This is a genomic window from Novipirellula methanifontis (assembly GCF_052161655.1).
In the GTDB taxonomy this organism is placed as follows: Bacteria; Planctomycetota; Planctomycetia; order Pirellulales; family Pirellulaceae; genus Novipirellula.
This window is the reverse complement of the sequence record NZ_CP197418.1, coordinates 4,889,332-4,902,877: the sequence shown is the minus strand read 5'-3', so window position 1 is coordinate 4,902,877 and position 13,546 is coordinate 4,889,332. Positions and strand designations below refer to the sequence as shown.

Annotated in this window: 9 protein-coding genes; 4 read left to right on the top strand and 5 right to left on the bottom strand. The window is 52.4% G+C overall.

Features of this window, described 5'->3' with window-relative positions; translation table 11 throughout:
- Positions 1-24 precede the first annotated feature (24 nt).
- The 4 genes from SH528x_RS17825 to SH528x_RS17810 all read right to left on the bottom strand — a co-directional run bounded on the left by SH528x_RS17825 (position 25) and on the right by SH528x_RS17810 (position 6,678).
- A complete protein-coding gene (locus SH528x_RS17825; protein ID WP_442511820.1) occupies positions 25-996 on the bottom strand; it encodes an alpha/beta fold hydrolase in 972 nt (323 codons plus the stop codon).
- Between the two features lie 164 nt (positions 997-1,160).
- Positions 1,161-2,975, bottom strand: a complete 1,815-nt coding sequence (locus SH528x_RS17820) for an arylsulfatase (RefSeq protein WP_442511819.1) — start codon at positions 2,973-2,975, stop codon at positions 1,161-1,163.
- Positions 2,976-3,048: 73 nt separating this feature from the next.
- Positions 3,049-5,217, bottom strand: coding sequence for an alpha-L-fucosidase (locus tag SH528x_RS17815; protein ID WP_442511818.1), 2,169 nt, complete (start codon positions 5,215-5,217; stop codon positions 3,049-3,051).
- 69 nt (positions 5,218-5,286) lie between these two features.
- Positions 5,287-6,678, bottom strand: a complete 1,392-nt coding sequence (locus SH528x_RS17810; RefSeq protein ID WP_442511817.1) for a sulfatase family protein — start codon at positions 6,676-6,678, stop codon at positions 5,287-5,289.
- 678 nt (positions 6,679-7,356) lie between these two features.
- On the opposite strand from SH528x_RS17810, the gene SH528x_RS17805 reads away from it, so the two are divergent.
- The 4 genes from SH528x_RS17805 to SH528x_RS17790 all read left to right on the top strand — a co-directional run bounded on the left by SH528x_RS17805 (position 7,357) and on the right by SH528x_RS17790 (position 11,823).
- Positions 7,357-9,384, top strand: coding sequence for a sensor histidine kinase (locus tag SH528x_RS17805; protein ID WP_442511816.1), 2,028 nt, complete (start codon positions 7,357-7,359; stop codon positions 9,382-9,384).
- Between the two features lie 10 nt (positions 9,385-9,394).
- Positions 9,395-10,093 carry a response regulator gene (locus SH528x_RS17800; protein WP_442511815.1) on the top strand — a complete coding sequence of 233 codons (699 nt, stop codon included), beginning with the start codon at positions 9,395-9,397 and terminating at the stop codon, positions 10,091-10,093.
- An 842-nt stretch (positions 10,094-10,935) separates the two neighbouring features.
- The gene (locus tag SH528x_RS17795; RefSeq protein ID WP_442511814.1) at positions 10,936-11,355 is read left to right on the top strand and encodes a hypothetical protein; all 420 of its coding nucleotides are present in this window, start codon (positions 10,936-10,938) and stop codon (positions 11,353-11,355) included.
- Between the two features lie 48 nt (positions 11,356-11,403).
- Complete coding sequence (locus SH528x_RS17790; protein WP_442511813.1) at positions 11,404-11,823, top strand: hypothetical protein; 420 nt, start codon at positions 11,404-11,406, stop codon at positions 11,821-11,823.
- A gap of 1,245 nt (positions 11,824-13,068) precedes the next feature.
- On the opposite strand, the gene SH528x_RS17785 is transcribed toward SH528x_RS17790, so the two are convergent.
- Positions 13,069-13,539, bottom strand: coding sequence for a hypothetical protein (locus tag SH528x_RS17785; protein WP_442511812.1), 471 nt, complete (start codon positions 13,537-13,539; stop codon positions 13,069-13,071).
- Positions 13,540-13,546 lie beyond the last annotated feature (7 nt).

Sequence of the window (13,546 nt, the reverse complement as noted above, 5' to 3'; positions counted from 1 at the left end):
TTATTCATTAAGTTACTCACTAAATCAGTCTTGCTCTTTCAGGGTTCCGACCCGCTGAATTGCATATTCAGCGGTAATGCGTTGTATCTCCTCTAGACCCGGTGCCGGGTCTCCTCCGGCCTTTCTCCAGTTGTGGCCGGCATTTTTCACGATGATCATTTCGACATCGGCTCCGATGCGGTCGGCCTTTTCCGTCAGGTGAATCGCATGCGGCAGGGGGATCGTCGCATCCGTATCGCCTTGCAACACCAGCAGCGGTGGGCTGTCTTTCTTGATCCAGTAGTACGGGCTCATTTCCTCGAAGGCCTGCGGATTCTTTGCGTAACTGCCTTCCTGGCCAGCGATCCGTGCACGGAAGCGATCGGGGTTTTTATCGGAAAAATTCGTTTTAAAAAGGTTGACATCGGTGAAGTCAGACGGGCCGTACCAGGATATTCCGGCGAGTGGTTGAACATCGTAGCCAGCAAGATCCGAATCACCTGGGAATTTATCGGCGGAGGCATATGTCAGCATTTGAGCAAGTTGTCCCCCAGCAGAATCGCCAAAGACCACGATCCGCGCTGGATCAATTGCGTACTGTTGATGGTGCTTGTTCAAAAAACGAAGTCCGTCCATGGCATCGGTGACGCAATCACGCATGAATACATTCTGTCCCTTTTTACACAGCCGGTAGTCGATGGACACGCAAACGAATCCGCTTTCAGCCAATTGCTGAAAAACGGGCAACATCAGACGGTTACCGTAATTTGCCTTGGTCCCTGCCGCCCATCCGCCACCGTGAACGTAATAGATCACGGGCGACGCTTCAGACTGATGCGCCGTTGGCAAGTAGATGTCCATCCGGAGCTTCCGCTTTCCGACTTGCTTGTAGTTCACATCCCGAAAACTTTTTCCAGTCCAATCAATTTCCGCTTTACGCTTTGCGAGCACCGCATCGTCAGCAAAGCATGCACCGCTGACCAACAGCGCTAGCATCAAAAATAATGATTCTTTCATTTCAACTTTCATTTAGGAACGCGGAAAATTCAATGAACGATTTTCTGGCCGCTAGCGACTGTCGCCCAGTTCTCCGAATTGGGCGCGTGCCTGCTTGTAAACGCAATCAATTCGGAGAATTGAGCGACAGTCATGGCAACTAATGGGTCGTCAACTCCAAAGTCTTACTTCTTTGCTTTAGGTGGTACACGTCCAAATGACGGATCGTAGACAGGGATGCCCATGCCTTGTGGAGTTTGCCAATCGGTTTTGGGTTGGTGCGTCACGTAGGCGTAGTACGGCGTGGCCGTCAGATCGGGGCCAATGAAGACAGGGGCAAGCTTGGTGATTCCCTTTTTCAAGGACACTTTGAACGTGACCTCCTTGGCTCCGTCTGGAATGTCTTTCGTTTCATCGACATCACCGATACGCAGACGCGCCTGCTTGTAGTTGAACGCCTTTCCATAGGTGCCATCATTGATGCCCTTGTCGGCTTCCACTGGCCAGCGACGAAGAGAGATTTCATAGTCACCGTCACGCTCGACCTCGATGGCCCAGAACGATTCCTCTGCAACCGCCCCATTCTTAATGTGCGGCTGGTTCCATGGCGGCAGTTTGTCGATCAGCCAATCGTGCGACGAAAGTGAGACGATGGGCGAATGGTCCGATCCAATGACCATGTAGCTAGTCAGGTCATGTTCTGCGGAAACATCATTCCAAAACTTGTCGTACTCCGCACGCAGACGCTCGAACACTTCCGGGTGCTTCGCCGCCAAATCAGTGGCCTGTTTCGGATCGGCTTTCAGATCGAACAGTTCTTCACCGTTGACCAATCGCCAACGGTCGTTCATCACAGCGCTTTTTCGCCATTTGATTGGATTCACCACGCGCTGCGATTCAACCACCAATGCACGATCCGACCAATCTTTGCCATCGGAATGCAGCAAGTCTGCAATACTGCGGCCGTCAAATTTGATCTCGGATGTCTCAAGTTTGCAGAGGTCTATGAAAGTGGGCAGGATGTCGATGTGTGCCGTCAAACGCTCGACGGATTTTCCCGCTTCGATTTTTCCATTAGGCCAACGGATGATGAAAGGGACACGATGACCACCGTCGTATTCGGAGTTCTTCATGCCGCGCATGCCTCCGTCGTAACCACGTCCGCCTTTCAGGCCGCCTGCGGTACCGTTGTCGGTCATGAAAACCAAAATCGTATTGTCGGCGATCTCTTGGTCATCAAGCAGCTTCATCAGCTTGGCCATGTTGTCGTCGATGTTGGTGATCATGCCGTAGAACTCAGCAATGGAGACCTGCGGGTTTCCTACATAGGGCTTGCTGTATTCCTCGGGGCAGTTGTACGGGCTGTGCGGAGCGTTAGTAGAGATATAAGCGAAGAACGGCTTGTCCTTGTTCGCCTTAATGAACTTCATGCCCTCGTCGAACCAAACGTCGGTGCAGAAACCTTCGAAACGCTGGTGTTTTCCGTTGACGATGTAGGTGTCATCAAAATAGTCGTTGCCCCAATAATCGGGTGCTTGACCGACGCCACCGGCTTGGTGGTAAACGCAGTGTTGAAATCCTCTGTCTTCGGGACGATAGGGATAGCAGTCGCCGAGATGCCATTTACCAAACAGTCCGGTCGCATAACCGTTGGCACTGAAGACATCGGCCATCGTGGTTTCGCGACGGCGCAGCATGTTGCGTCCCTGGACCGTGTGCCAAACACCGACGCGATCCGAGTAGCGTCCGGTCATCAGCGCCGAACGAGTCGGCGCGCAGGTGGGATCGACGTGAAAGTTGTTCAGCAGCGTTCCCTGCTTTGCCAACTTGTCGATGGTCGGCGTTTTGATGGCGGGGTTGCCAGTGAAGGCCAAATCGCCGTAGCCCTGGTCATCCGTGATGACGACGACGACATTGGGTCGTTGGCCATCGGCCGAGTAAACCGAGGGTACAAAGACCGCAGCTAGAATTGCGATCTGAATGAAGCGTCTAAGTTGCATAGGTTTCTCTGTGTTGAATTGTGGTTGCAGCGGAAGTCGTCAACGGTTTCTCATGCGACCCGCCGGACCTATCTCAGTTCGAAAGCGATTCAAGAATGATTCTCGCCACTTCGTCGCCCTGTGCGTTGCGACCTTCCGTCTTGTAGTGAACGTCGCCCGGCTTGGACCACCATTGGGGTTGATGCGGCTTGGTGAAGCTGTAGAGGTCGTTGATGGCGATCTCCGGGAATTTAAGTAGGACATTTTCGGCTACCTTGTTGTACTTTTCCGCGTCGCCCGCGAAGCGGCCCGGTTCACCTTCGGGTACCGGAGTCGTCGTTGCGAAGATCAGCTTTGCGTCGGGAGCGAGCTTCTTTAAGTAAGCGACGATGTCGCCGAGATTCTTTTGGTAGTCCTGAAGCGAAGAGACCTGCTTCCCGTTCTTTTTATTGAGCCTATTGCCAGAGAGGTACTTGAGATCGTGCAAACCAACGTTGAAATGGATCACGTCCCAATCGAATGTCCACGGTTGATCAAGTTTTTCGTCGGTCATTGCATCGTGCATTTTCGTCATCTTGGGGACAAACGAACCCGAGTCTCCGCCGTTGCAGTACAATCGGTACACATTCGCTTTGCCGCTGAGCTTCTCGCGGACGCGCTGCGTGTACATGATCGAAATCGAATCGCCGTAGATCAGCACATTGGGCAAGGACGGATCGTTTTCGACGAAAGCAAACTCGGGTCGCTTAACGGAATTTCCCGCCAGTTTGGCCCACGCATCCTTCGCCGATTTTGATTTGCCCGTCGAACTGACTGCTGAATCGGCTGATGCTTCCAGTACAACTTTGACAACGGTGTCGTACTGGTCCAGTGGCTTCGCAGACAGCGTGATCTCCAGCTTATCCTCCTGCTGGCTAAAGTTTGCCTTTTCGCCGGTTGCTAGGTAGGAGGCGGCGTTTGCTGCGGAAGGCAGGTCGCCAATGGTAATCGTCCCAGACTCAGGCCACTGGAGAACATGCAGGTAAAGCGTTTGGCCATCCTTGCTAGCCGATATGTCGCCCCACTCGGGTCGCAGTGGCAATGGATTCCGAACGGTCCCGTAAATCGATTCACCGTTGACCTTCAGCCAATCACCGATCACGCCGTACAGCCGGACGGCTTCCGGGTCGAGTCTGCCGTTGCCCATCGGCCCGTTGTTGATCAGCGAGTTTCCGCCAGCACAAACGGTGTGCACGAAACGATGCAGCATCTCTTCTGGAGTGTGGTAATAACAGTCTCCCTTGGTTTTGTATCCGAAGGACGAGCTAACACTATCGGGCGATTCGAAATAAAGCGGCAGCTTTCTGGTTGGGACTTCCTTGTCACCAATCGAAACATAGTCGTAATAAGGCAGATATTCCGCTTCGATCCTTCCTTTTCCGGAATGAATGATGCGAGAGTTGATCAGGCAGTCAGGGCGGTGCTTTCGCACCATGTCGCTATACAGCTTCACCCGTTCCATGTTCATGTCTCGTGGCGTATCAAACCAAATCAAATCGAGGTCATAGTTTTTCACCAACTCTTCGACCTGAGGCAGCCCTTTCTTCGCGATGTAGCGATCCATATCAGGTTCGAAATCGACCGGAAGACCGGGGTGAATGACCTTGTGCAAGCCATCAAACCGGGAAGCAATGAAGGGCGCGTCGGGTTCGTCCCAATCCTGTGCCTGCGAATAGTAGACGCCGAACTTCAGGCCCTGTCGGTGACAGGCTTCGCTCAGTTCTTTAATGATGTCACGTTTGAAGGGCGTGTGGTCGACGATGTTGTAGTCGCTGACCATTGACTTGAAGAGTGCGAAGCCATCGTGATGCTTTGAGGTAATGACGACATAGCGAATGCCGGAATCCTTGAAGATTTTCGCCCACTGGTCGGCATCGAATTCCGAAGGATTGAATTTTGCCGCCACTCGATGGTACTCATCGGCTGTCATCTTTGCGGAAACCTGAATCCATTCGGAATAGCGGTGCTGCGAACCTCGCCCGTCATATTCACCCTCCAACGTCGAATAAACGCCAAAATGAATGAACGCGCCAAACTTTGCATCGTGGAACCATTTGCTCTGGCGTGCTTTCGAGTCGGCAGTCTGTTCCAACCCATCCGGAAAACGGTATTCAAAACTCACGTTTCGCTGCGAAGCTTCGGCTCCCATCTTCGTGGCCGTTTGAGCTTGCGACGTCGCGATGCCCATCATGAGAAGGATCAGTGGAAACAGAATGGTTTTCATTTATCTCTGGTTCGTTGCTTAGAGGTCAGGATTGAACTGAGGTCGCCACAGGAATTCTCAACGCGTGATCTACTTCTTCTTTTCTCTCGCCTTTGACAAGCTGCTCTCGCTGGGCGTTTCAGGCAGCCCGTTCTTCCAAGCAGCGAGCTGGTCCGACAATCGTTGCGTGACGTCGGGATAATCGGTTGACACATCGTTTGTTTCCGCCCAGTCGTTCTCCAAATCGTATAACTCAGACTTCTGATTTTCTGTTCCGACCAGCAGCTTCCAACGACCGTCTCGAACGCCTAGCGTGGGCCAAGTGAAATCTTGTTTGTCGCCGCCCTTCCATTCCCAAAAAATGGGTTTGGTTCTGGCGAAGTCGTCGCCCTTGAAAGCAGAGAACCCACTTTGCCCGTCCGGCATGTACCCTTCCGGCAACGCCGCACCCGCAACCTCTAGGAACGTTGGCAGGAGATCGACAGCAGTCAGAACGGACTTCGAATCGGTCCTTCCCGCTGGCACAACGCCAGGCCATCGCACGATAAAGGGCACGCGAATTCCACCGGAGAAGAGTGAACGTTTCCGGCCTTTAAGTCCGCCTGATTCGCCAACCGAATAGAAGCCGCCCAAACCTTTTTCACCTTTGCGGTGGATTTTGTGATTTTCGCTCCGAGTCACTTCAGGTCCGTTGTCTGATGAGAACACAACGAGCGTGTTCTCATCCAGGCCCAGTTCCTTCAGCAATGCAAGCACTCGCCCGACGCCTTCGTCGGCTTCCGCGATGATGGACGCGTAGACCCGCTTCTGTTCATCGAGGTCCTTGAACTGCTCGAGATATTTGTCCAACGGGTAGTGCGCCAGATGCGCTTCGTGGAGCCACAGATTGACAAAGAAGGTTTCGTCTTTGAACTCTCGGATAAACTTCACCGCGTGATCGACCGACGCCAAACCGTCCTTCTTGATTTCGTTCTTGCCGGATCCATTAAATGTCGCGAAGCTGTTGTATCCATACTCATCCTCGGATGGCGAGTCGGCGACGCTGCCGAGGTGCCACTTTCCGAAATGCCCAGTCTTATAGCCAGCCTTCTGGAGCATGCGAGGAAGCATGGGAGCTTGGGCATCGAGCCAATCGGGCATTCCTCTGCTCTTATGAGCACCGATGCTTTGGAAGTGCTGATGAATGCATTGCCGCGCCGGGAATTGCCCCGTCATCACGGCGACTCGACTCGGTGAACAGACCGGGCTATTCACCGTGAAATTGGTAAAGTCGATTCCCTCTTGCGCCATCCAGTCAAGATTCGGGGTTTGGCAAAAGGTACTTCCGTGAATTCCAACATCCCCATATCCCCAGTCATCCGCGAAGATGAAAATGATGTTGGGCTTCGCTTGATCTGACTCGGCCGCAAACAGAACCGAGTGACTCAGACCGACGATCAATGCCAGAGAAAAGAGTGCGATTCGCATGGTGGTTGATTTCATGATTGTTGAAAATGCCGGGAGGATCTCACTACTGCATCGGCTCGAAATGTATCCCTCTTAAGGCTTGCCGAGGCGATGTCGCCGTCAATGCATTTGGCCGAAACCGTGTACCGACCAGCTTTGAGAAAGTTCATCCAACCGATCGGGAATGTTTGATAGTTGTGTGACGAATTCTGTTGATTCTGAATTTTCTCGCCACCTTCGATTGCGACGCTCCGGACCAGCCGTCCGGTACCGGAGTAAGTGAGCGAGACATTATACTGGCCCAGCTGAAGGACATCGTTTTCCCCAAAATGCGCTGCCGCCCTCTTGAAAGCCGTGCGCGTGAATCACTGCTTTCCACTCACCGAACTTTTCCATCCATCGCTTGCGGTCCGGAATCGCCACCGCATCCGACGAGGGAAATCAGCAACAGGCCAAACAAAAAAGTGTGCAGGTAGTCGCACTTGGGGCTCCGACAGTAAAATGAGCGATAGGAAAGAAGACGCAAACGTTGACTCAAAGCTAAGCTGCAACGGGGCAGATGGTGAGGACCGAGACCCTATCGCCAGCGTAACGCCACTCATTTTTACCTTACCAAGGCTCATGTCTGTCACCTCTTTAGATGACAAGAAAGAAAAATTTTTGAAGCGGACTTGTCATCCGTTCGGATGACACTTCTCCAAATTTCGCCGATCGATGTTTTATAGCCCGCTGATGGATCGAATGCAGAAACTTGTTTTATCGCTGATGTTTGTGACGCTGTGCGCAGCAAGTGCCGGTTCATCGGACGAACTAGGACTCGGCTCAAATCTGCAAGCCCTATCGATGCCGCAACTGGAGAATCATCTGGTCGAGATCGATATCCAACTGCGTCGACTCTCGCCGTTCAGCTTACGCAGTGGAATTGGAGTGATTGGCTACCGTTCTGATTTTCGCGGATCGCCCGATCGTCACGAGTGGGCTGAAGTGATGCTAGACAAAGAATACCCGCTTCATGAGATCGTTCTGGTGCCAACCCTTTGGCGTGACACCCACAAGGGATTTCAATCTGACGGATTCCCACAAGAGATTCGCATCCTTGCGGGAACCACCGACGATCGCGACGGCAAGGTCGTTGCCCAGTACCAATTGAATGACGAAATCGAACCGAGGGTCGGACCACTCGTGGTCTCACTTCAGCGGGTGACCGCTTCATGGGTGCGGATCGAAGCGACACGATTGTCAACGCGGGCGTACGATGGTAATCACATTTTTCAACTCGCTGAGATTCTTGTGTTCAGCGGAATGGATAACGTGGCGCTACGGCAGAAGGTCGCAACCTCCTCAAACTCCAATGACCGCGTGGGGGCGTGGAATGAGCGATACCTGGTGGACGGATTGACGCCCTATCTGATGGATTCATCCGAGGGTAGCCAAAGCCTCGCCTATGTCAGCCGATTTGGTGAGCAGCCGATCCTATACGTCGATTTGGGATCGGAACACTCGATTTCGGGCATACACCTGCACGCAGTGGACCAGGGTGATACGGTTCCGCAAGCGTATGCAGGCGACCTCGGAATTCCCAATCGCCTAAAGATTGAAGGTGCCGAAAGTAAAGATTTTGCCGATGCCAAGATGTTGCTTGACTATCAACGAACGAACATCAATGACATTGGACCGATCATGATGTGGCGGATCCCCGAAAACACCTGTCGCTTCGTTCGTCTGAGTGCAGTGAAATCGGATTTGCCAGCGGACGACGTTTCCGTTGGCAATCCGTCCCGAGACATCCGCATCGGGTTTGCCGAGATCGAACTGTACGAGGACGGTGAAAATGTTGCGCTTGGAAAACGCGCCTTTGCCGACGCTCAGCATAACCCAGGTGATCGGTCGACCGACGCACTGACTGATGGAAAGAACCTATTCGGCGGAATCCTTCCCATCCGCATTTGGTTGAATGAACTCGCTAAACGTCACGACCTGGAACGTATGCGTCCTTTCGTCGTCGCCGAATTGAACCACCGCTACGCCAGACAAAGAGCCCAATTGTTTTGGGTGACGTGGCTTGCCGCATTTCTAGCGGTTGGGATTGGCGCAACGTTCTTGATCGACCGAATCTTTCGTATGCGGCAACTGGCTCAACTGCGCATTCGATTTGCTGCGGATCTTCACGACGAACTTGGGGCCGATCTGCATGTGATCGGACTATTGAGTGACCTCGCGACGTCTTCCGTCAATTCTCCGGAAAAACTTGAATCCATGCATCAGCGAATCCGGACAATGACGCAACGATCCAGCGATGCGGTGCGATACTGCACCAACATGTTGGAAGCCAAAGGGCTTTACGGTGACCTGTTGGATGATATGCAACGATCGACCGAGAGAATCATGGCAGATTTTGAAGGCGGATTTACGTTCCAAGATGATGAGAATGTACTGAGCAAACTGAAGCCGCGCACTCGCGCTGATCTATTTCTCTTTTATAAGGAATCCTTGGTCAATATCAGTCGTCACAGCAACGCAACGCATTTTAATGCTACACTGATAGCGCATCCCAATGAGATCTGCTTGACGGTTAGCGATGACGGTTCTGGATTTACAGACGCTCAGATCAACGAAGTACCGTCCTCGCTGGTGCGGCGAGCAAAACTGCTTGGTGCGAGTGTCACGGCACAGCAGCCTGACAGCGGTGGAACGTGTATTAATCTGAAGATGAAAACTCGAAAATGGGGCTTCCGCAAATAGCGTCGGAGCGATGAATAAAACCGTTAAAGTGATGCTGGTGGAAGACCACCCAGAATATCGCGACGTCATCGATCTCGCTTTAAAAGATCAACCTGATATTGAGTTGGTCAGCCAGGTCGGCTCGTCCGAGCGTGCCCTGCAGATTTTGCAGAAGCGATTGAACGACAACGTGCCAGACCTCGTTTTGCTTGACCTAAATTTACCAGGTAAGTCAGGCCTAGAAGCTTTGCCTTTGTTGCGATCCTGTTGCCCTAGTGCCAAGTTCATAGTCCTGACTCAATCAGATAACGAATCCGATGTGCTGTGTGCCGCACAATTAGGGGCATCCGGATACCTTCTGAAGTCATCAACCGTCAACCAGATCATCGAAGCCATTCGAACCGTGGCCGAAGGCGGAGCTCTGCTGGGCAGCGGAGTGGCCAAGTACATTCTGAGCAGGTTGCAATCGCGATTGTCATCGGTCGAACTTCAAGACGCCCTTTCGCAGCGAGAATTGGAGATACTCACGCTGCTTGGCGAAGGGAAACTGAAGAAAGAGATCGCTTGTCAGCTGAATATCAGCACTGCCACGGTCGCGACCTATATCCGCCGCATCTATGAGAAGCTGCATGTCCAAAATGCTCCCGCGGCAATCAACCAAGCCTACCGCGCCGGCATCCTGCCCTGTGATCCAAAAGGTGATCCTCCCGATCATCACAATGACCTTTAGCGATTTAATCGGCTTAACCTGTTCTCGGATTATTCCAGCGAGTTGTTAGCTTTCCTTCTATCTGCCATCCCAGGTAAAGCGACTGCCTTCGAAGCATCGTGACGCAGAGATTGGACAATAGAAGATTCCGTCAAACAGCATTAAAGCGAAGGGTGGGTTTTCGAGCGAAAGCAATTCTTTGCTCGCTCAATTCGGTCCCATTGCGTATGAACACATGGTGCCGTTTGGTACCTAAGATTACAGCGTTCAAGTAACGGAGACTGTCGGCCGTCAGATTTGATCGAACCGACAGTTCTTCACGACATAGCTCAGATTATCGGACCCTCAGGCTATCGCTGACCGCTGCGACCGGCATTTTCCTCCCTGTGCAAGACGGATTCGGAGAGAACGCCGGGATTTTGCGGGCTCTTTTTACTTTGAGTCGATGTTGGGATGCCATTCGCGTTTTTTTGACCAACTACAGACGCATTTCATTCAGATGCTGATCGACATTCCTGACGAGTCGCAGGGTGGATCCTGGCAAGCTTTTAGAACGTTCGAGGGAGCTCGTTGTTTGATGCTCGATTTCTTAGTCTCGGAGCAGTTACCGGGCGTTGAAGGAATGGAATTTCGAAGCTGGCACTAGGCGGGAGGCGATGACGATTCACCAGTCCCACGGTCCTCATATGAAATGACTGACCATCCGCGCGGGACGTATCCTAAATGTGACTTGTTCAAAAATTATCATGTCCGGCAGTGCAATCAGTTATCTTTAACAGCTTGCCTCCGATACCGGCGGCTCAGAATAAGAAGCTCAATCGGATATTTGACGGTGTGTTCCACAATGTGGCCCGAGGTCAACAATGCTCCAGTTTCCAGATGACGCAAGATTCAGGCACAGCTACGTTGTGCTGGTGTTTCGTTCCATTATTGTAGATCGAGCAGGCGAAATGCCATGGTGTCGTCCCGTCGCGGCAGAAATTGTCGAGACGGACATCGCCGGTACTGCCTTCCTGCTTACGTCAAACCGCACTCACCTTCAATTCCCGGTTCGGGCCTTACACAAACCGACCGAAAGCATCACTCGCACTTTGGAGGCATGCTCAGGTGTTTCCAATGCATTGCAGGCATTCGGCGGCAAGAGCTTCTCATACATCGGTGGCCAGGAAATTATCTGGGACATTCATAATGCCGTTACGCCGGCCGTCTTGCGACACCTGACGCTTGATGAAATCACAGAGGCTCTTCAAGACCCCGATGCCCTAGTCGATTCCGACGCCTAACCACACACTGCTGCAGACTGCAGGTCATGCGTCGCTTCCTAAGACCCAATGTTCGCCTTTGACCGTCCGCTACCGAGCTTCAATCGTGAGGTGTATTTGAAAATGACCCGAATCCTCTGCATCATTGGCGCTGTGCTTCTTTCCGGCTGTGGCGGCGACGGCAGCGAGAACGCACCACTGCTGAAATTATCCGTCAACCGCGGTAGCGACGGTTCTGTTGGCACATATCGCGTAGAACACGTGGGGGTGATTGTTAGTTCAGGTCATGGCAGCGATCTCAGTGCTGTGGCGAGCCAAACCATTACCATCGACAACATCGCAGAAAATGGTGTGACGGTGACTGTCACACTTTTTGATTCGGACACTGGGGAATTCAGTAAACAGTTTCTCGTCCCGTTCGAAAAGGAAATTACAGTGGAAATTTCTCAAAAAGCCACAGCCACAGCTCGATTGGAACGGCCTGAATGACGCTGAACCATCGGAAACAACGGACCGCCAAGTATGCGGCTTCGAAGTCCATCGGTTTTCAGGATTGTCGCCGCTCACAGCCATTTTCGGCGAGCAAGAAGCGAAGATTCATGATTAAACTCGGTTGTTCGGCACCGTTTGTTGGGGCATAGGAACAGCCAACAATGCGGCGCTGAATATTGAAACTTACTTTCCCACACACATGCGATGTTAGAGGCTACAGTGCCTACAGAAAGTTGGCTCCCTCACTCCGAACGCCACGCATCCTGGCGGCTTGCTCTGGTGTTGGCGTGGCTTGCGGCGATCACCGGTTTTACATTTGCCACACATCAGTTCGTCCTAAAATACCTTTATGATCAGTCGTCCCATACCAGAACAGCAGCGGGCGTGGCGATGATCGTGCTAGGGTTCGCCGGCCTCTGCTTGCCCTTCATTCTGCGTCGCTATCGGCGGCGATTTCTGTCACTGCGGATCGTGCGACAATGGCTCCTGGCTGGGGGCCTTCCCTTGACATACGTGTTAATACTCGCCGGGTGTCTAGAGGCATCGTTACGTTCCAGAACGATTCTATTGCCGCGTCCGTTTGCGCCTACCGCGATTGTACATTACCGTGCCGGAGATTCTCGAGTCGAGTTCCGAGGGGGTTGGAGGCCGGATATTGGTCCCGCCGGTTACAATGACGCCGACGTCTTGCCGGACGGCAGCGAAAGATTCTCGTCCTATTTGGCCCAGGGTTTTATACGTGATGCTCTGGAAGGTCCCGAAACTGTGGCAATTGTCGGCCGAGCGATACGCGATAGCGACGGCAAAGTGGAAATTGTCCTCGACGTTCACGCCAAGGAGGCATTGCATTTTATCGCCAAGAACCTCGACGACGTGAGAATCTGGCGCGATGGTGAGCCCATTGTCGGATCACAGCCCCAGTCAGGTAAATTTCAGATCACAATCACCGGTCGTCCAATAGACGGCACTTAATTCCTTCGTCAATCGAAGCGCGTCGTTTCGGATCCTCTTCCATCCGCTCGTCGTGCAATCATTTTTAAATTTGGACAACATCAAGATAGTCCTCTTTTCGATCGGACCAGTTCCTCCAGTCATCGCGTCGAATCTCCGAGTGACACTGTCAATGCATCCGCCATCGGTGGCGTTACAGTTCCTAAGATCTCATACCCTGATTTCAGCACTGGTCTTCATCCCCCAATCTCCATGAGCAATCGTGAACCTAACTAACGATGCAACCACGGCTTAGGTTTTATTGCACGTGCTATTCACATCTCGCCGACCTCGATTCAATTCTGTCGACGCATCGAATCGTTTCGCTTTGATACGACGTATCGCTACGAAAAGTAAGGGTACGTGGAGTAACGCGGTCAAGCACGCGACGGCAATCGAAACAGGCAGTGAGGCATCAAAGATCAGCGTTGCCGCGACTCCACCCATACCAGCGAGTGCAGCGTGAATCGATAGGAGCTGAAGGATCGCGACGGCTTGCCAACCGATCAACTTTGCGAACATCAAGGTCGCTAAATAACCCAGCAACCAGCCTACGCCAGCGCCAGCGACAATGCATGCGGCGATAATGAACGATCCAGCGAAAGGCGGTGTTAAATGAAATCCACCGATAGCTGCACCGACCATCATCGTTACGGCTGCGTTGAGTCCCCAGATTTCATCGTTTTCAATTGTTTTTACTTGCCCTTTGGTTTGTTCTTGCATCCAAGTT